The organism is Zavarzinella formosa DSM 19928 (assembly GCF_000255705.1).
GTDB lineage: Bacteria > Planctomycetota > Planctomycetia > Gemmatales > Gemmataceae > Zavarzinella > Zavarzinella formosa.
The window spans coordinates 281,780-299,519 of record NZ_JH636448.1; the positions used below are offsets into that span (position 1 = coordinate 281,780).

The following is a 17,740-nucleotide window of genomic DNA, read 5'->3' on the forward strand; positions in this document are numbered from 1 at the left end:
CTAATGCGATGCCTGATCACGGGGGCGACGGGCTTTGTCGGCGGCCATCTCGCCGCCCGCTTGCGAGAGGCGGGGCACGAGGTGATCGGCCTCGCCAGGGAAACTCGCCCGGTTGCCCGCCGGGCGTCCCTTGGTGAGTCTGTTCCCCTTCATGCAATCGACCTGCGAGACACGGCCGGGCTGTCGACAATCATCCAACAAATCCAACCCGGCTGGATTTTTCACCTCGCCGGATACGCAAACACCGGCAAGTCCTTCCGGGAACCAAAAGCAGCTTGGGACGGCAATCTCACAGCGACGCAGTCCCTCTATGAGGCAATGACCGTCGTCGGGTGTTCGGCCCGCGTCTTGTATGTTTCGACCGGACTGGTATATGGCGACTCCACCCCGGATTTCCCGTTCTGCACGGAAAACCAACCACTACGGCCCGCTTCGCCGTATGCCGCGAGCAAGGCGGCCGCTGACTTGTTAAGTTATCAAGCGACCCGGCATCCCGGCTTGGACGTCGTGATTGTCCGGCCGTTCAACCATATCGGTCCCGGACAGGCAACCGACTACGCCGCCAGCAACTTCGCCCGCCAACTCGCCGCCATCGAGGCGGGGCAGCATCTCCCCACGATCCTCACCGGCGGTTTGGATTCACAACGAGACTTCACGGATGTCCGCGACATGGTGCGGGCGTATGTCCTGTTAATGGAAAAAGGGGCGACGGGGGAAGCCTACAACGCTGGTTCTGGCGGCACATTTGTGATGCGCGACATTCTGGAACGGCTTCGGCGAATGACAACCGCCTCGGTCCAAGTAAACGAACAAACCGACCCCAACCGCAAGAACGACACCGCCATCAGCCGAGTGGACAACGGCAAACTGACCCGCGTCACCGGCTGGCAGCCCGCCATCGATATTAATCAAACGCTTGTCGATTTGCTGGCTGACTGGCGGGAGCGAATCGCGCAAACTCCCGCCCGTTGACCTGGCATTTCGTGTCGTTTGAATTCTGTGGAAAAGAGAAAGCCGCATGACTCTTGCCCTTTGCGGGGGCGAGTCATGCGGCTTTCTCTTTTCCACACAGGGAACACCCGGTGTTTTCAAATCTTACTTGTGCTTGCTGTGGCAGCCGCCGCAGGTGCCCTTGCCATCGCTGAGGTAGGCGATGGCGGCCGTGGCGGCGTCGGTGTCCTTCTTTTCGGCGGCGGCGAGCAGTTTCTTCGTCTCGGCCGTGTATTTGTCGGTCAGTTCCTTCCAGCTCGCTTCGTCACCCTTCTTCGGCTTCTGTCCGGCCATCACTTCGGCGGCGGCCACCCAGTCCGTCGCTTGCTTCTTGACCGTGTCCCAATCGCCGGCCTTGATCGCCTTCGGAACGGCGCCCTTGAGTTGGTTTTGGGCGGCCATCACGTGCTTGATCGTTTCGATCTTCTTGGGAAGTTCCTTCTTGGCTTCTTTCTTGTCCTGGGCAACCGTGTCCCCGCCACCGACAAGGACAGCCATGCTGAACACAAGGGCGGCCGCGGCCAACCCCTTCACACCAAACAGCTTCATCGGAACTCCTAGCGAGCAACTGATTCATATCGAGAATCGCCGGAAACCGCTCCCGGCGATTACATCGCAATGGCGAAATCAATCAAAATGGCAGACTGTCCGGCCAACGCCAACAGTGCCTCCGGCGGGAATCGAACCCACGGCCGACTGGGAGGGTAGACGCACGCGAGACCGCGTTTATTCGCCGGGGGGAGGTTCCTCAACATCACACCAACGACACGGAAACACGACTTCCACCAACCGTCAAAACGCCAGCCTCTCCCGGATTAAGACCGGAGGCTTTTGAGGGTAAAAGCGTCACGAGTCCGGCTCGCGGAGGGGGAGGCGTCGGAGGTTCTGATCGGGCGTCGGGAAAGGTGGAATCGGCAAACTCAACGGTTTCGCCGGGAAGGTCAATCATCAGGCAGACGGGGGCATCCGGCAGAACGGCCGCCCCGCCAGACAAACCGGGGCCATCAACCAAGCCACGACATTTTTGGGCAAAGACGCCCGCGACAAACACGACCGTCAACGATTCCGGCCCGGCCGTTTCCTCACAACAAGCATGTTTGACAGGCGTGGCCGGAACATGACAACACTCCATCGCCCGTGCGGATGTCGGAGCGGGTTTGGGCGCGACTGGTTTCGTGCAGCAACAAACCTTCGCGTTTCGATCAGCGGGACAGCACCCGCACTTGGAGCAATCATCGGCCGCACTCACCCGCCCAATTGCCGGCAATCCAACGGCCATCACGCACTGACCCATCAGGGATAGTGCCACGGCTAATCGAGATAGGGCGGCAACGATCACGCGGAGAAGCGTTTCTGCTTGGAAAAGACATTGAGATGGGAATGATGCTACCCCGTCGAATCGGGCAAGTCAACGAGGTGCTTCGCTGATTTGGGGAATTTGAAGTCAACGATTGGAAAACGAATTAGCCCCGAATCCCGACGCAATAGAAATGCGCCCTTGAAAGATAGTGGCCGGGATTCATAGACTGTCCCCGTGAACCCGACCCCGGCCGACAATGTCCTGTTTGGCACTCGGATTCTTTGAATGATCGGGCTGTAGCGCAGTTCGGCTAGCGCGCCTGCTTGGGGTGCAGGAGGTCGTGGGTTCAAATCCCGCCAGCCCGATTAGAAAACCCCTGGTTTTGCCGGGGGTTTTCGCATTTCTGGGGACTTGTTTCAAATCAATCAACCTGCATCGTCGATGCAACGTCGTGAATTAAATCACAAATCTCCCGCGTTTCCGACATTGCATCGCGTCCCGTGATCGGGAAGAATCACCCGGTCAAACGGAGATTCGCCGGTGCAGCCCGACAAACAAATTCGCATGGTGACCGCATTCGGGGAAACTCTTTCCGTGCGTGATTGGAGCCATCGTCACGGCATTCCCGTCGCGACAATTTATTCCCGCCTCGACTTGCTCAGATGGTCACCCGAGGACGCCGTTTCCAAAGGCTCGAAGGTCCGCATCATCGCCGCGTTTGGCGAATCGCTCACCGTCCAGCAATGGAGCGCCAGACACAAGGTTCCCCCGGCCACGATCTGCACGCGAATCGACCGGCTCAAATGGACGCCGGAAGACGCCGTGTCGAAGAGGCCGAGTCAGAAATTCCGGGGAGGCGGGCGGCATCAATCCGGCAATCCCCGGCCCTGCCCCGCAATGAAGCCACATCCAAACGGACAGGCATACGCAAGATGGGAGACGGGCGGCGAAAAGACTGTCGTCTATTTCGGCCTCTATGGCAGCCAGCAGGCGAGAGACAAGTACGCCCGCTTTTGCGTCGATTGGGCGAACGGGCAAGTCAGGGCCAAAGAGCCGAAGGGAGGTGAGGCCACGCTCGTCGAAGCGGCCGCGGGGTATCTGGTCGAAGCCGCCCGGATCTATCGCAAAAATGGCAAGCCTACCACCGAATACTACGGCATGAGAACGGCCGTCGAAGTGCTGTTGGCCAACGCCGAAAATGAAATGCGAGTGATCGATTACAGGCCCGATGACCTTCAGCGGTGCATGGATTCGCTAATCGAGCGAGGGCAGGCCAGGGAGACGATCAACCAGACGGCCGGCCGGATTATTCGCATCTTCAAATGGTGTGCGGTCAAGGGTTATTGCGGGCAAGATTTGCCCGCACTGTTGGAGTATGTGCCCCGCGTGAAACGAGGCCAGACCGAGGCCCCCGAATGGGAGAAGCCCGAGCCAATTCCGGAGGCTGACATCGTGGCGATATTCCCGCATCTCTGGCCCGGAGACGAGTCACGCCGGGCAATGATCGAGGCGATGATCCGTGTGCAATGGCTGTGCGGGATGAGGCCACAATCGGTGTGCGGAATGCGGGCATGCGATATCGATCGGCGAATTTCCGAATGGAAGTACGATGTGCCCGACCACATCAACAAAATGGCTCACGCGGATCGCGACCTGACGTTTTTCCTCGGGCCGAAAACCCAAGCCATCCTTGCCCCGCTGCTCGCCGATTGCCCGCCCGAGCGGACCGTGTTCGGCTTTCTCCCCGCACGCAAAGGACGATGGGGGGAATGGCTGCCGATCAAGCGGGAGAGGTATGCCCGGATCATTGCGGCCGCGTGCGTGCGAGCGGGCGCGACACCGTGGGAGCCCAGGCGACTGAGGCACACACACGCCGATTTCGTCCGGCACACCTACGAGTCCGTGGAGGGAGCGGCGGCAAGGATCGGCGACACTCCCGAGGTGACGGCCCGCGTGTACAGCAGGCCGACCGAGGAGGTTGCCCGCCGGATCGCCCGAGAGGTTGGGTGAAAATTATTTTGCAATTCATCGTAAATTATAATTGACAGTGTACCCGATATGGGGTACAAATAGTTCCATCACGCCGCCACAACGGCGACCGACACGAACGAAGGAGACTCGACCATGACAACCGAACAAGTGATCATCGAAGGCAAGAAGATCAAGATCGACGCCAGCGGCGTGGGCCACAATTGGAAGGCCGCGACGGCCGACAACTGTCCGGCCAACATCCAAGAGGAGATTGCCGCCGAGATCATCGACGGCGGCAAGAAAACGGCCAAGGGCTATGTGGCCAGCAACGGCCAGCACTATAGCTGGTAACCCGACCGTGACGCGGGGCCGGACTCACCGGCCCCTGATTGACACCACCAACTAATATTTTGGAGACTCGACATGACCGCTGCTCACACACCCGTGATGGATCTCTCGAAGATCGTCCTCCTTTGTCCGGAGAAGGCAGCGACTGACGACGGCGGGCACATCTGGTACACACACGTCCATTGCCACAGCAGCAAGCCCGAGGGCCAGCCGTGGGAGATTGCCACGGTGGAGGGACCGACCGAAGCCTCTCTGTTCCCGTTGGCCCACGCCGCCTTGTGTCGCGAATTTCGGAAGCCGGCCAGCACGATTTTCAGGACGCAATTTCACACGATTGCTTCGACCGGATTGGTTTGATTTTCCCAGTTTTCCCGTCGCACTTCGCCCGTGCGATGGCCACAAAAACTTGTCACGCCGGGCGATGGTCCGGCGTATTACTCACACGACTAAATTTGGAGACTCGCATGACCGATACCCTGACTCACGCCCCCGCCGGATGGGCCTTCTTCGGCCTAGCCAACACGGCCGAAAATTCACGAGCCGACATCATTGCCTGCCGCGCGGCCCTCGCTCGGGCCGTCGAAAAATGGTGTGGCCTCGCCGCTCCCGGACACGGCGAGGAAAACCGCCGGGTGTACGATGTGCTGACACGGATGTGCGTCTATGCTCCTGATGCCGAGACATTGCTTGCGGCGGCCGCGGAGCTGCTCGCCGTGGCCCGTGACGACGAGGGGACCAATCAGCCCCGAGCGTCGGTCAGGCTCGGGGATAATGGTGTGGTGACTCTGTGTTGGTCTGGCACATGGACCGAGGGCAGGCACGTCACGATTGCCGTCGAGTTCGCGGGTGGCGATGCCCCGGTCGTCCACGTGCCGCACAAGATCGGCGATGCCAAGGCCCGCTACCTCCCGCCTCACGTTGGTGGCCGGATGGAGTGGGACACAGGCAAGCCGTCCACGTTCCTGCCATGGATTGACGGGCTGATTGGTGACGCGGCCGACTCCGGGGCGGCCGAATAATTCGCCGGATTTTTGTCGAACTCCCGGCCGACGCCGGGAACTACTCCTGACACCCACACGCACAGGAGATTAACCGATGGACCCGACCGCCCGCTGGACCCGCGACACCGAAATGCGACCGTATTTCGCCGGCCACCACGTCGCCCGGTACGCCGTCGCAAATGGGCTGAGCCGGGCCGAATTGGCTGTTTCGCTCGGGATAACGCCAGACCAACTGGACGACATCCGGCGGTGTGGTAAGCCCAAGAGTCGGGACGATGCGGCGATGATCGCGGAGCGGTTTGCCCCGGCTGAGAGATTCGCCGAGGTCGTGGAGTGGTTGATGAAAATTTGCAACGTGCCCAAAACAAGTGAGGAATGATGAGCGAAAAAGCGCCCGATCCCCGTGACGAATTCCGTGTCCGTGTCGGCCAGCGATTGGACGCAGCCAGAATTGCCATTGGCTTTTCGTTCGGCGATCTGGCGAGCCGAACAAGCATCTCGCGGGGCAAACTCGGCGACTATTTCAGCGGCCGGACCGAGCCGTCTCTGTGGGTCGTTGCCCGGCTTGCCCCCGTGCTGGAGGTCGATCTATACGAGCTGCTCGGCATCGCGGCGCCGGTCCCGAGAATTTGACCGCTTGAACATTTTGCAACTACCGAGATAGACACTTCTAATCTTCACGTTAATCTTGGAGAGGCTTCTTTTCACACCCTCTCTCGGAATCGTCCCATGAATCCCAATCCTCTGTTTGAGGCCGCCCGCAAATCGGGCGGCACAATGTTCCTCGGCGTCTGTCTGCCATTGGACGGGAGCCAAATCCCACCCGGCAAACCGCCCTCGCCTGGCACTCCCGGCCCGTCTGGCGAAGATCCCGACCGTGCCATTCCCGGCCCCGGATTCGCGTCTGTGGCCTGGTTCGGCCGGGTCTACCACTTCACCCCGCTCCAACGTCCAATCGTCTCCGTGCTGTTTCACGCATGGGAAAATGGCACGCCTTGCGTGGATCAAGTAACGCTTTTGGATCATGCCGGCGCGGAGTCAAAAAAGCTCCGCGACCTGTTTGCCAAGCATCCCGCGTGGGGCAAAATGATTTGCTCCGGGCATGAACACGGCGGGCGACTCGGCACGTTCTGCCTGGTCCGTCCGGCGAAAGTCGTGTGAGGTTGACGCATCAGGATGAGGCGATGCGTTGACCGCCAAGGCTGGCGGTTTTTTTGTTGACACACATCAGCACTGATTGATGAGAAGCCCGGCCGAAACGCCGGGCTTTTTTCATTCCCCCGTATTTCCTCCCGCCTTCCTCCCGCCTTCCTTTGGCTCGCCGTTATTCTGTTGTGAGACGCGGGAGAAACGAGACGAACGGGGTCAAGCGGGAGAGATGAGGGGATGAGGCGATGCGGGATTAACGGGAAAGGGGTCATTCTTTCGGGTAATCATGAGGATCGATTTCGATGCGGAGTTTAAATTCGCCGGTCAGTCCAACTGCTCCGGCCGACAGGTCCAAGGTTACGTATTTGGCGGCTGCCACCGGATGCTCAAATATCAGCGTGTCACTAATTCGCTTGCCTGGATAAATAGAGTCGCCCTCGATTGCGCCGTCCACTTTGGCCATGACGCCAAATTTGACGGACCGATAATGGTTTCCGATATCGTCCTTGCATTCGGCGGTGGTTGGCAAAAATGCGTTGGCCCATTGCCAAGACCTGTAGTCGGCCTTCTTGTTTTGGCTGAGATTCTCGATGTCTATCGTCACCCGGAGAAGCGTATCTCTGGATGTGTGCGATTCCCTGAATTCGGTGACGGAAACCTTCTCGACTTTGGCAGATCCAACGCGGACCCGGATGTTGCCGATGGTCTGCCAGTCGCCCTCTTTTGCGTAGCCGGGCGAAGCAGAGCGACCGGTGGCCGACGACTCAGCAATGTGATCTTTCTGGATGGCGCCAATGAGTTTTATGGCGACAAAAGCGATCGAGAAAACAACGAAACACATGACCGCAAGGCTGACGGCAACAATCGCCTGAATGCGTCGTCGCCGAAGCTTGGGTGATGGTGCTGGCGTGCGGGATGGGATTGGCGGGGGCAACGCCGGCGAGGGTGGCGAATGTCGGCGAGGCTGGTAAGGTCGTTCCGGTGGGGGCATGGCGAATCCGATCAGGGTGAAGTGTCGGCCTTTTTGGGAGGCCAAAATCCGTCCGTTTTCAGGAGCGTTTCAAGGAGACCGACGAACACGGATTGCTTTGTTGGTTTGAACTTTTGGGCCTCAATGAACGCTTCAAAGGCCGCGTGCATTTGCGGATCAAGCCTCACAAGGATGGCAACAGTGTCGTTGTCAGAGTCGGTTTTTGCGGGCCTTTTTGCCATGACTGCCAGATTACCCGAACATTCCGCAAGGTCAAACTCGGGTTGTGACGATTATGTTTCAAAGAAAAACAATTGATATCATTTGCTAACTGTGCAAAATGGGCGATAGTCTCGATGTGCCTCAAACGTCTCGCATCGCCCCGACTGTCTCGGGATGCCGCGAACGTCTCGCACAGGAAGGAGAGATTTTGATGAGCAGTGCAACGGTGGACGAACAACGAGTGGTGATTGGCTCGCTTAGCCCGCAAGACGTGGCGACCAGATGCGGCAATGTGTCGCTGAAGGCCGTCAACCGCTGGCTGAACAGTGGCGTGCTGGTCGGGAGTCGCCGCGTCAAGCTGCGATCCCTGAAGATCGGGGGCCGTCATCACATCACGGAGGCCGACCTGTCAGAGTTCGTGGCGGCCCAAAATCCGGGACGTGCAAGTGATGCCCCCGTGCCAAAAGTCCGGGAGCGAAAGAAGCGGTTGCGTGAGGCGGTGGCCCAACTGCGTGAGTTGGGCGTTAATTTGCCGGGCAAGAAGGAGGAAGCGGCGTGAGAACGGACATCGTCACCCGCGTTGACAAGTGCCCGATCCAAGCCAAGATCGACCGGCTTGAACGGCGGCCGTGGTGGCTGGAATTTGCGACTCCCATTGTGAGCGCCTTGCTCACGGCGGTTTCGCTTCTGCTGTTTGTGAGGGGCTAGATGAGCCATCGCGCCAACCACGCCGGGGAAGTGTCGACCCACACGGAAGGCGAGATCAACACCACCAAGCGGGCGGCTTATCCGCGGCTGGCGGCGACTTCCCGAAAGGTGCTGAGGCTGGCGATGCGGTTCAGGGATGAAGGCTTCACGCCGGCCGATTTGCAACTGCGGACAATCGAGGTCGAAGCGGTGGCCCGGCTCGAATCGGACGGGCTGCTTGAGCGAATCAGGACAGTGACGGGCGTTCGGTATTGGGTGACCGAACGCGGGATCGAACAGGCTGACAGACTGGCAAACGGCCCGGCGTAATCCGGGAACAATCATCACGCAATTCACATTGGGTTCCACGTTTGCTTGACGTGGCCGTGGGTTTTGCACGCTTATCGAAGGGCAAAAGATGGCGGCATGCAACGTTCTTGAGGTTAATGATTTTGACAGCATCGAATCGCTCATGGTCGATGCAACCATTCGCGAGGCACGCGAAAAACTCGGGTGCAAGGCGACGTTGAAGCACGGCAATCCGAATGACCCTTACGTCATCACGGCTGTGCTTATCCGGCTCGAAGACAAGGGATATTCGGAGGCGGTTGAAATCTCGCAGGTGCGACATGACAGCATGAATGGCTCGACGACGGAGCGGATCATCTGTGACTCGATCATGCTCACGATTTACCCGCCCGAGCATCCCGAACCGACCGAGGAAGACGACGACTTTGGCGGCATCAAGACGATTCCCGAGGACAACGCCGAAGCGACGGTCGTGATTCCGAAGGAAGAGCTTCCGATGGCCGTTGCGTTGACACCATTGGAAGAACTTGAAGCGGCCGTGACGGCTCATGAAAAGCTTGAGCGGACGCTTCCCGATCTCATCAATGCGGCCCTGCCAGTGGGGCTCCCCGTGCGGTGCCGAAATTATGGGAGCGGCGTCGTGTCATCCCCGACCGGCCCGGACGAAGGCGACACGGTTCACATCCAGATTGACGAAGGGCAGGCTCACGCGGGCGAAACACGATGGACCTCCGCTCGCCACATCAGCATTGGCGGCCACTGTCTTGACACCAATTACATCCCCTTCTGAGGCTCCCAAATGGAAACGCAAGAACGTTTCAGCCGGGCTTTGTTCGTGTGCTTTTCGGGGGCGTTTCTGACGGTGGCCGGGGCGTTCGTGGGAGCGTTCGGCGTGTATGGAATCGTGGTTTTTATCAGGGGGATTTGATGGTGACGGCAGGAGCTTTGATCGCATCGGCAAACGCTGATGCGATCTCCGATCCGGGATGCGACTTCGCTCCCGGCGACTATGTGAAATACCGCTCGGGCAAGGTCGAAGGGGCGTATCAGGTGAACGCCGTTCTTGCCCGGACGAACATGCTCTATCAGGTGAATTACCTGTTGGAGCTTCGCAACGCGGCGACTGAGCAAGTGCTGATCGGCTTCGCGAACGTGGAGATCGTGGAGCATTTGCAGAAGAGAAAGGCGGGTGCGTGATGATTCGTTACCACCGAGACCTAACACAGGGTTCGCCCGAATGGCACGCGATCCGTTGCGGCCTGCTGACGGCGAGCGAGATGAAAAACATCATCACGCCATCCACGCTGAAGTATGCGAACAACGAGAAATCACGTTCGCACATGCACGAACTGGCGGCGCAACGGATCAACAAATTCGTTGAGCAAGCCTTCGTCAACGACGATATGCAACGCGGCAAGGATGACGAGTTTTACGCACGACAGGCATACTCGGAACACTATGAGCCTGTCGAGGAAGTGGGGTTCGTCACGAACGACGAATTTGGTTTCACACTCGGCTACTCTCCTGACGGGCTTGTCGGCAAAGACGGCGCGATCGAGGTTAAGAGCCGCAAGCAAAAGTACCAGCTTGAAACGACGCTCTCCGGGATCGTTCCCGAGGAGTACATGATTCAGATTCAGACGGGCTTGCTCGTCACGCGCCGGAAATGGTGCGACTTCATTAGCTTTTGCGGCGGCACTTACATGATCGTTATTCGCGTGCCGGCAAAGGAAGAAATGCAGCGGGCCATCATCACGGCGGCGAAGGCCTTTCATGTGCAACTCGGGATGCTCATGGACAAATACCAAGGGTGGAAAGAGGACCAGCAAACGGTGCTGATTCCGACCGAACGCCGGGCAACGGAGATTTTCGTATGAGCGACATGCTCAAAGCAATAGTGCCGAAAAGTGACCAGCTAAACGCCGACTCGCTCGCGGGCGGCCGAACAAAAACGATCACGGTGACAAAGGTCATCGTGAAGCAAGGCGAGCAGCCCGTCACGCTGCATTACGAGGACGACAACGGACGGCCGTTCAAGCCTTGCAAATCCATGTGCCGCGTGCTGGTCGAGCTATGGGGAGCGGACGGCAACAAATATGCCGGGCGATCCATGACGCTCTATTGCGATCCGACCGTGAGATTTGGAACTCAAGAAGTAGGGGGGATTCGCATCTCCCACATGAGCCATATCGAGAGGGCGGAGACGATTCTTCTCACGGTGACAAAGGGAGTCAAAAAGCCCTTCACCGTTCAGCCTCTTGTGATGGGGCCAACGCTCGCGGAAACGATTGCCGAGATCGAAAAGGCGGCAACCTTGGACGCACTGAAAGCAGTGGTAACCAAGGCCGGCAAAGCGTTCGCGGACGACGAATCACGGGCGGCAATCACGGTCGCAAAGGACAAGCGGAAAGCGGAACTGACACCCAAAACTGACGACGAAGGGACCAAATCATAATGGCCAGAACAATGAAGAAAACGCCTCCCGCAATCGAGGAGGCCGCACAACAGGTGAAGGCAATCACCATCGTGAACGCCGGTCCGATTGAGCATCTGAACATCCCCATTCCCTCGGCGGGCGTAGTGGTTCTCCGGGGCAACAACGGATGCGGGAAATCGACCGCCATCAAAACGGCTGAGTCGATCCTTAACGGTGGCAACGCTCCCGGTGTGACGCTCAAAGACGGATCGTTGAAAGGGCATGCGGAAGGGTTGGGAGTGCGGATCAACTTCGCCCGTTCTCGCAACACGCGGACGGGCGAGCTTGAAGCGGTCAAGGTGGAACACAGCATCGACTTGGCCGGGTTCATCGATCCGGGCATCAGCTCGCCGGAAGCCGCCGACCGGGCACGCATCAAGAGCCTTGCGAATCTCGCGGGAGTGAAAGCGGACCTGAAGCTGTTCGACGTGCTTCACGTCGGCGATGACGCCCCGCTCGACTCTCACCAATTCGAGACGATGTTTCCCGAAGGTGGATCGTCGAGTTGGGATCTCATCGAGATGGCGGCACAAGTAAAACGCCGTGCCGAGAACAAGGCCCGTGAGTTTGAGGAAAGCGCCAAGAAACACAAAACGGAGGAGGAAACTTACCGAAGCCAGGCTGGCGAAGTCCCCGCCGATATCACCGAAATCCCATCCATGGAATCGCTTCATGAATCCGTCTCCAATGCCATCCGGCACGAAGACGCTATTCATGCCAAGATTGCATCCTGCGAACGCGAGGCGGCGAAACTCGATCATGCAAGAAAAGGATTGGCCGAGCTTCCCGAGTCCTCTGTTTTGAAACTCGAAGGCGAGGTTAATTTTGCACAAGAGCAATTGAACACTCGGAAGGCCGTCACGGAAGATTTGAACGCCAAACTGGACGAGCTTCAAAAGAGGATAAAGGAATCTTGCGAAGAAGAACGCTTCACACGCTCGGCGCTCCACGCGAAACGTGCCGAGCTTGCTTCGGCCGTCAGTATTGATGCCACGCGGAAGACATTAGAGGATTTCATCGCTTCCAGCTTCGAGGAGCCTCCGACAGCGGCCGAGGTCAACGACGCTGCAAACGCCGTGGCTGACGCTCGCCTCGGCGTCGAGCGAGCGACCGCCATTCGCCGTTCATTGCAATGTCTCGCCAAAGCCGATAACGCGAAGTTGAGGTTTGGCTATCAGGCCAGCGTTGCGGCCGAATACCGGGCGGCGGCTGCCATGGTCGAGGACATCGTTACGAACGCCATCCACGCGGACGGGCTGAAAATCATTGACGGCCGATTGACGACCAAGACAGAGCGGGGCCAGGTGTATTTTGCCGACCTTTCCCACGGCGAACGCACACGCATCGCCATGATGCTCGGGCTTGCCAGAGTCGGGACGGGCGGGCTGCTTGTGTTGCCCCAAGAGTATTGGGAGGGCTTGGACGGGATTGCTCGCAAGTCGGTGGACGCCATCGCCCGGCAGATCGGCGTTGTCGTCCTCACGGCCAAGGCTTCGGATGCGGTTGAGCCTGAGCCCATCCATGCTGAAGTTTACTGCGGAAACCCGATGGAGAGCGTGAAGTAATGTTCAACTCAGATCAACGCGACCATATGCGTTATTTGGCCAGTCTTCCCACCGATGCCAAATGCAAATGTGGCTGGAACCTGAAGGGTGATTGCAGCAATTGCCCCCCTGAAGTCGAGACCCAGAAGGCAGGCGAACCCGAACCCGGCCACTTGTTCGGCGACCTTGCCCAACCAAACACGAACGCCCTGAAAGGATGACCATGAGCAGCGTCGAAATGATTAAGGCAGCCGCCCATCGGGTCCGAACCGGCGACTACAGCGGCATTCAAGGCATCAATGACAGATCGCTCATGCCCGGCATCGATCTGCGATTGCTTGCCCTGGCATGGCTTGCCGATCATCCCGCCGACGATGACGAGCCCGCGACATCCGAATGGCTTCAAGCCGTCGGACTCGTCTCGGAAGGCGGCGAATCTGTTGACATCGAAGCGGCCCTGCAACGCTTCTTCGCACGACCGGAAGAGGCAAAGGACGGAGACCCGATCAATCGCACGCGGGGCGAACTTCGGCGGCTGATGAAGGCCCTGAGCATCCCGATTAAGGAGTCTGCGAAGTAATGGAAAACTCAAAGATCCAATGGACGGACCACACGTTCAATCCGTGGCGAGGTTGCACAAAAGTGTCGGCCGGTTGTGCCAACTGTTACGCCGAGTCGATGAGCGGCATCAACCCGAAAGTCTTGGGCCAATGGGGACCGAACGGCACGCGGGTTGTGGCCAGCGAGGCCAAGTGGGTCGAGCCGTTGAAGTGGAATCGCCAGGCACAACAGGCATTGATTGACGCCAGCGATCACAATCATCGTTTCTGCGGGGACGCTGGTTTTGTCGAAGAAGTGGCAGAGCGACCCCGCGTATTTTGTGCGTCGTTGGGCGACGTGTTTGAGAGTTGGAACGGTCCGATGAAGGATTCCAAAGAGAGATATCTTGCGAAGCGGGGAGACGCTTTTGTCCCCTCTGAACTGAAGATCGGCCGGGATATCGTGACGATGGCTCATGCCCGGTTTCGTTTGCTTGATTTGATCCGTCGAACGCCTCATCTTGATTGGTTGCTCCTCACAAAACGACCGGAGAATTTCGGCTTGGCGATGTCCTGCATCCGCACGGTGTTCGATGCAAACCACGATGAGACTCTTATTTGGGCGGCGAATTGGGCTGCGGGAATTGATGTTCCGTCCAATGTGTGGATCGGCACATCGGTCGAGAACCAGAAGGCGGCCGACGAACGCATTCCGCACTTGCTCAAGATTCCGGCGGCTGTCCGGTTCCTGTCCTGCGAGCCGCTTCTTGGGCCAGTTGATCTGTCGAGATGGCTGCTCATCAAATGGCAGTGTAGCGGATGCCGTGGCTACTTCTCCGGCCAGTGGCTGAAGGTTTGCCCGGACTGCGGAAAGCAAGATCAATGGTCGGGCAGCCATGCCTTCAATGGTCGCGGACTACCTGCCAGACAGATATTCCCTCGACAAGAAGGCAATGGCATTGATTGGGTCATTGTCGGTGGCGAGTCGGGAGCCGATGCCCGACAGTTTCAAATCGGATGGGCCAGCGACATCGTCCGTCAATGCAAGATCGCCAGTGTGGCGCCTTTCGTGAAACAACTCGGCGAGAACGCCTCCACCCGGTTGTTGACCAACGAACAATGGCCGGGACACACCGGGCCGGATTCGCCGGTTCAATTCTCCGGGGATGGGTTCGGCAACTACACCGTTCTCGGCCTGAAAGACAAAAAGGGCGGCGACATCACCGAATGGCCGGAAGACTTAAAGGTCCGCGAATTTCCAATTGCGAAGGGGGCATGACATGCGGCAACGATTCGCCAACCCCGCCCCTTTCGAGCTGCTGAGCGGCCAGTATCACGCACTGGCCCGAGGCTACCCCGCGACGTCGGGCAACGTGATTGTGCAGGCAAGAGCGGCAAAACCCGTCGGCACACTGGCTGACGGCGTCGAACAAATGGCCGTGTTGATGGAGTGGCTGAAGTCCGAGGCTGACATGCCCCGCGACGACATGAACGTAACGGATGTGCTGGCCATGCTCGCCGAACTGTCGGCGGTGGCACGACGGACGGCCGAGGATTTGAACCTGATCGGGAGGGCGTGAAGATGCGTATGAGCTTGGAAGATATCAGTTTGCTGGCCGGGGCCGAAAGACAGGCGCACGAGGTCGTTGAAGCCACAAGGCCGGGAGCGAAATTCAACGTGATCGCAGGACGGAAAGCGGCCGCCAATCTCTCGTCAAGAGCCAAATGGCTCCTGAATGCAATCAGGGATTTCCGCAAGGCAGCCGAAGAAGCCGCCGCTTCTGAGAGGGCGTAAACATGGAGCGAGCAATCACCAACTACCGCGTCGTCGAAGAATGCGAGCCCGGAAAGCTGGCCGCAAAAGTGAACGAGAATTTGGCCGAAGGATGGCAACCGCTCGGGCCGGCATTGCCCTGCACGAACCAGCCGGAATGCACGGCGCCCATTGTGTACGTTCAGACCCTTGTGAAGTACGGGCCGTTGCCCGCGTGAAACCCGAACGTCCCGAGTCTCCCGAACGTCTCGTTTAACCCCAAACGTCTCGTTTCTCCCGATATGCCTCAAACGTCTCGCTTTGCCCGCATTTGTGGGCAAACACGGGTATTTTGCGGACTTGTCGGAAGCTTGATGGTTCTGTTGTTCCGTATGGCCGGGGAGTGGTTGAAGATATTTTTCCATAATTCTTGTCAGATTTCTCACACGGGACGCATGCGAAGGTCGGTGTGCGTTTGCCCCAATATCGGAGTTCACATGGAAAGCACAGAGACGGCCAAAGAGCAAAAAACGCTCTATCGAATCCCGGACATCGCCAGGCTTCTTGACCTGAGCGAGATCCAGATTCGCAGTCAGGCCAACGCCGGTTTGATTCCGGGAATGATCCGAGTCCGCGCCCGTGGAGCGATTCGCTTCAAGAGGGCCATTGTGGACAAGTGGTATGAGGACGGTTGCCCTCAGGTGAAGGCCGAGGCGAAGACGCAAGAGGGCGACGGCCAATGACTGGCCTGCCAAAGGATTTCAATCGCCGCAAGGAAGCGTCCCAAGGGCATCAACTGACAACAAGGCCGATTCGTGATGGTTGCCGAATCAAGTAAATACCCGAAACGTCGGCCTTTCTTCGCCATGAAGTTCAACAGACTGATGGCCAAGGTTTGCTTGGCCAACCAGATAGGCCCCGAAGGTTGCTGGCTTTTGTCGGTTGTTGCCTCAACAGAAGATGCAAAAAGCTATCGATCTCCCGTGACGTTCTTCAACGAGCAATTGATGCCACTTATTGGGGTCAACGTCGATGCCTTGGCTCGCATAAGGGCCAAGGCTGTTAATGCAGGTTGGCTTCAGTATCAACCGGGCAAACGAGGAGTGGCGGGAGTCTATTGGGTCACTATTCCGGCCGAGTTCAATGACATGGATGATTGTCCATCGGACGAGAATCCGACCGAATATGAGAATGTTATTGACCGAGCTTTCCTACGCGAAATCAAGGGGGAAAGTGCGGAGGAAAGCGAGAGGAAAGCGAGAGGAAAGTGCGGAGGAAAGCGAGAGGAGAGTGCCGAACCTTCTTCCTTGCCTTTATCTGATCCTTTGCCTGAAGAAGAGAAAAAAGGAGCGGGCGAGGCCGCTTGTTCCATTCCAGCAATGACGGTGACGATTTATGAGCCGGAACCAAGGCCCGCCGAATTGCCGCCATCGCCGAAACGAAAGGAGCCATATGACCCGAAAGCCGAGCAGCTCCCCTTCCCGTCGGAGCGGTTCAAACTGGCTTGGTCCGAATGGGTCGATTATCGGCGCGAGGCAAGAAAGCCCATCACGCCAACGTCCGCACGGAAGCAACTCACGGAACTTGCGAAATTCAGCGAAGAGGCCTCGGTCGATGCAATCTCGAAATCCATTGCCAGCGGATGGGCCGGAATCTTCCCAAGACAAGCTTCAGGTTCTCATGGATCGGCTGCTGGCTCACGCGGAAGCCCAACGTTCGGACCTGAGCAACTCGCAAAAGCAATCCCCGCCGGAAAGTACCGGCGACCTGCCGAGCGGGAAGATTTACCCGGATCTGAAAGCGGGGCTTCATTGTTTGGCGATGGCCAAATCCCCGACGCCCAAGGTGATGGCGAACGTTGAGCGAGTTTCACCGGATCGCTGGCCGCACGTGGTTCGCCAGGCGTTGAAAAATTTGACGACAGGCGTTCAGCCTTGGCCGTTTTACCTTTGGTCTCAGGCCACCGGGACGGGGAAAACTACCGTCGGGCTTGTGATGCTGGATCTTGCAAACGCCCACATTCGTCGGGAATCCGAGGCGTTTAACGATCCGGACGTTGCGGCTCTGATGCTCGGATTCGTGGATTACGCGAGGCTTCCGCGAATCCTCAAGCGAATCGACTCGGGGCGGGTCGAATGGCGATTTTCGTCTGACACGGCTTCGGTGACACGGGCGAGCGTGTCGAAACGTCTTCAGACGCTTCCGCTGATCGTGATCGACGACATTTGCGAAGTGTCGAAAACGGGCCGGTCTTTTGGCGAAGATCATGAGGCCGAACTAAAGGGCATCCTCGACTCACGAGGAAGGCGCCCCCTGATTGCGACGGCGAACCTTTCGCCGTGGTCCGATGGCAACGGCTTGCCGGAATTGTCTCGCGTCGTAGACGCGAATTCGGCGAGTGATCGCGTTTCGGACCGACTGACGTGCGGCGTGATCGTCGAGATGCCGGGCGAATCCCGGCGGCGAACGCGATAGGCGAAC

General features: G+C 58.3%; 27 protein-coding genes and 1 tRNA gene. 26 read left to right on the forward strand and 2 right to left on the reverse strand.

Annotation, left to right across the window (positions count from 1 at the left end):
* Positions 1 to 3: 3 nt before the first annotated feature.
* Complete coding sequence (locus tag BGIM_RS0139905; RefSeq protein WP_020475201.1) at positions 4 to 972, forward strand: GDP-mannose 4,6-dehydratase; 969 nt, start codon at positions 4 to 6, stop codon at positions 970 to 972.
* A 123-nt stretch (positions 973 to 1,095) separates the two neighbouring features.
* Here BGIM_RS0139905 and BGIM_RS0139910 read toward each other — a convergent pair whose 3' ends face one another.
* Positions 1,096 to 1,539 carry a hypothetical protein gene (locus BGIM_RS0139910; RefSeq protein WP_020475202.1) on the reverse strand — a complete coding sequence of 148 codons (444 nt, stop codon included), beginning with the start codon at positions 1,537 to 1,539 and terminating at the stop codon, positions 1,096 to 1,098.
* 1,041 nt (positions 1,540 to 2,580) lie between these two features.
* On the opposite strand from BGIM_RS0139910, the gene BGIM_RS0139925 reads away from it, so the two are divergent.
* The 8 genes from BGIM_RS0139925 (at position 2,581) to BGIM_RS0139965 (ending at position 6,771) form a co-directional block, all read left to right on the forward strand.
* Positions 2,581 to 2,655: transfer RNA gene (locus tag BGIM_RS0139925), tRNA-Pro, on the forward strand.
* A gap of 175 nt (positions 2,656 to 2,830) precedes the next feature.
* Positions 2,831 to 4,300: a tyrosine-type recombinase/integrase gene (locus BGIM_RS0139935; protein WP_157369788.1), complete on the forward strand. Its 1,470-nt coding sequence runs from the start codon at positions 2,831 to 2,833 to the stop codon at positions 4,298 to 4,300.
* A gap of 114 nt (positions 4,301 to 4,414) precedes the next feature.
* On the forward strand, positions 4,415 to 4,612 hold the full coding sequence (locus BGIM_RS0139940; protein ID WP_020475207.1) for a hypothetical protein: 198 nt from the start codon (positions 4,415 to 4,417) through the stop codon (positions 4,610 to 4,612).
* Between the two features lie 72 nt (positions 4,613 to 4,684).
* Positions 4,685 to 4,966, forward strand: coding sequence for a hypothetical protein (locus BGIM_RS0139945; RefSeq protein WP_020475208.1), 282 nt, complete (start codon positions 4,685 to 4,687; stop codon positions 4,964 to 4,966).
* A gap of 107 nt (positions 4,967 to 5,073) precedes the next feature.
* Positions 5,074 to 5,628 carry a hypothetical protein gene (locus BGIM_RS0139950; RefSeq protein WP_020475209.1) on the forward strand — a complete coding sequence of 185 codons (555 nt, stop codon included), beginning with the start codon at positions 5,074 to 5,076 and terminating at the stop codon, positions 5,626 to 5,628.
* 76 nt (positions 5,629 to 5,704) lie between these two features.
* Complete coding sequence (locus tag BGIM_RS0139955; RefSeq protein ID WP_020475210.1) at positions 5,705 to 5,989, forward strand: hypothetical protein; 285 nt, start codon at positions 5,705 to 5,707, stop codon at positions 5,987 to 5,989.
* Positions 5,986 to 6,243: a helix-turn-helix domain-containing protein gene (locus BGIM_RS0139960; RefSeq protein ID WP_020475211.1), complete on the forward strand. Its 258-nt coding sequence runs from the start codon at positions 5,986 to 5,988 to the stop codon at positions 6,241 to 6,243. Before BGIM_RS0139955 ends, BGIM_RS0139960 begins: the two co-directional genes overlap by 4 nt.
* A 96-nt stretch (positions 6,244 to 6,339) precedes the next feature.
* Positions 6,340 to 6,771, forward strand: coding sequence for a hypothetical protein (locus BGIM_RS0139965; RefSeq protein ID WP_020475212.1), 432 nt, complete (start codon positions 6,340 to 6,342; stop codon positions 6,769 to 6,771).
* A 256-nt stretch (positions 6,772 to 7,027) separates the two neighbouring features.
* Here BGIM_RS0139965 and BGIM_RS0139970 read toward each other — a convergent pair whose 3' ends face one another.
* Complete coding sequence (locus tag BGIM_RS0139970; protein WP_157369789.1) at positions 7,028 to 7,750, reverse strand: hypothetical protein; 723 nt, start codon at positions 7,748 to 7,750, stop codon at positions 7,028 to 7,030.
* Between the two features lie 412 nt (positions 7,751 to 8,162).
* On the opposite strand from BGIM_RS0139970, the gene BGIM_RS0139980 reads away from it, so the two are divergent.
* From BGIM_RS0139980 to BGIM_RS0140065, 17 genes are all read left to right on the forward strand, one after another.
* A complete protein-coding gene (locus BGIM_RS0139980; RefSeq protein ID WP_020475216.1) occupies positions 8,163 to 8,510 on the forward strand; it encodes a MerR family transcriptional regulator in 348 nt (115 codons plus the stop codon).
* On the forward strand, positions 8,507 to 8,659 hold the full coding sequence (locus tag BGIM_RS64045) for a hypothetical protein (protein ID WP_020475217.1): 153 nt from the start codon (positions 8,507 to 8,509) through the stop codon (positions 8,657 to 8,659). Before BGIM_RS0139980 ends, BGIM_RS64045 begins: the two co-directional genes overlap by 4 nt.
* A complete protein-coding gene (locus BGIM_RS0139990; protein WP_020475218.1) occupies positions 8,660 to 8,968 on the forward strand; it encodes a hypothetical protein in 309 nt (102 codons plus the stop codon).
* 88 nt (positions 8,969 to 9,056) lie between these two features.
* Positions 9,057 to 9,737 carry a hypothetical protein gene (locus BGIM_RS0139995; RefSeq protein WP_020475219.1) on the forward strand — a complete coding sequence of 227 codons (681 nt, stop codon included), beginning with the start codon at positions 9,057 to 9,059 and terminating at the stop codon, positions 9,735 to 9,737.
* A gap of 9 nt (positions 9,738 to 9,746) precedes the next feature.
* Positions 9,747 to 9,875: a hypothetical protein gene (locus tag BGIM_RS67965; protein WP_020475220.1), complete on the forward strand. Its 129-nt coding sequence runs from the start codon at positions 9,747 to 9,749 to the stop codon at positions 9,873 to 9,875.
* Complete coding sequence (locus BGIM_RS0140005; protein ID WP_020475221.1) at positions 9,875 to 10,144, forward strand: hypothetical protein; 270 nt, start codon at positions 9,875 to 9,877, stop codon at positions 10,142 to 10,144. The genes BGIM_RS67965 and BGIM_RS0140005 overlap by 1 nt, the downstream gene beginning before the upstream one ends.
* Positions 10,144 to 10,824, forward strand: a complete 681-nt coding sequence (locus BGIM_RS54975) for a lambda exonuclease family protein (protein WP_020475222.1) — start codon at positions 10,144 to 10,146, stop codon at positions 10,822 to 10,824. Before BGIM_RS0140005 ends, BGIM_RS54975 begins: the two co-directional genes overlap by 1 nt.
* Positions 10,821 to 11,402 (forward strand): hypothetical protein, encoded by a 582-nt coding sequence (locus BGIM_RS54980; protein WP_020475223.1) that lies wholly within the window; start codon positions 10,821 to 10,823, stop codon positions 11,400 to 11,402. Before BGIM_RS54975 ends, BGIM_RS54980 begins: the two co-directional genes overlap by 4 nt.
* Positions 11,402 to 12,988, forward strand: a complete 1,587-nt coding sequence (locus BGIM_RS0140020) for an OLD family protein (RefSeq protein ID WP_020475224.1) — start codon at positions 11,402 to 11,404, stop codon at positions 12,986 to 12,988. The genes BGIM_RS54980 and BGIM_RS0140020 overlap by 1 nt, the downstream gene beginning before the upstream one ends.
* On the forward strand, positions 12,988 to 13,188 hold the full coding sequence (locus tag BGIM_RS0140025; RefSeq protein ID WP_020475225.1) for a hypothetical protein: 201 nt from the start codon (positions 12,988 to 12,990) through the stop codon (positions 13,186 to 13,188). The genes BGIM_RS0140020 and BGIM_RS0140025 overlap by 1 nt, the downstream gene beginning before the upstream one ends.
* A gap of 2 nt (positions 13,189 to 13,190) precedes the next feature.
* Positions 13,191 to 13,547: a hypothetical protein gene (locus BGIM_RS0140030; RefSeq protein ID WP_040891705.1), complete on the forward strand. Its 357-nt coding sequence runs from the start codon at positions 13,191 to 13,193 to the stop codon at positions 13,545 to 13,547.
* Complete coding sequence (locus tag BGIM_RS59135) at positions 13,547 to 14,785, forward strand: DUF5131 family protein (RefSeq protein ID WP_020475227.1); 1,239 nt, start codon at positions 13,547 to 13,549, stop codon at positions 14,783 to 14,785. Before BGIM_RS0140030 ends, BGIM_RS59135 begins: the two co-directional genes overlap by 1 nt.
* Position 14,786: 1 nt before the next feature.
* A complete protein-coding gene (locus BGIM_RS0140040) occupies positions 14,787 to 15,086 on the forward strand; it encodes a hypothetical protein (protein ID WP_020475228.1) in 300 nt (99 codons plus the stop codon).
* Between the two features lie 217 nt (positions 15,087 to 15,303).
* Positions 15,304 to 15,498 carry a DUF1737 domain-containing protein gene (locus BGIM_RS0140050; RefSeq protein ID WP_020475230.1) on the forward strand — a complete coding sequence of 65 codons (195 nt, stop codon included), beginning with the start codon at positions 15,304 to 15,306 and terminating at the stop codon, positions 15,496 to 15,498.
* A gap of 258 nt (positions 15,499 to 15,756) precedes the next feature.
* Complete coding sequence (locus BGIM_RS0140055; RefSeq protein ID WP_020475231.1) at positions 15,757 to 16,002, forward strand: MerR family transcriptional regulator; 246 nt, start codon at positions 15,757 to 15,759, stop codon at positions 16,000 to 16,002.
* A 72-nt stretch (positions 16,003 to 16,074) separates the two neighbouring features.
* The gene (locus BGIM_RS64050) at positions 16,075 to 17,121 is read left to right on the forward strand and encodes a hypothetical protein (RefSeq protein ID WP_157369790.1); all 1,047 of its coding nucleotides are present in this window, start codon (positions 16,075 to 16,077) and stop codon (positions 17,119 to 17,121) included.
* A 133-nt stretch (positions 17,122 to 17,254) separates the two neighbouring features.
* Positions 17,255 to 17,734: a P-loop NTPase family protein gene (locus tag BGIM_RS0140065; protein WP_162136338.1), complete on the forward strand. Its 480-nt coding sequence runs from the start codon at positions 17,255 to 17,257 to the stop codon at positions 17,732 to 17,734.
* Positions 17,735 to 17,740: the final 6 nt, after the last annotated feature.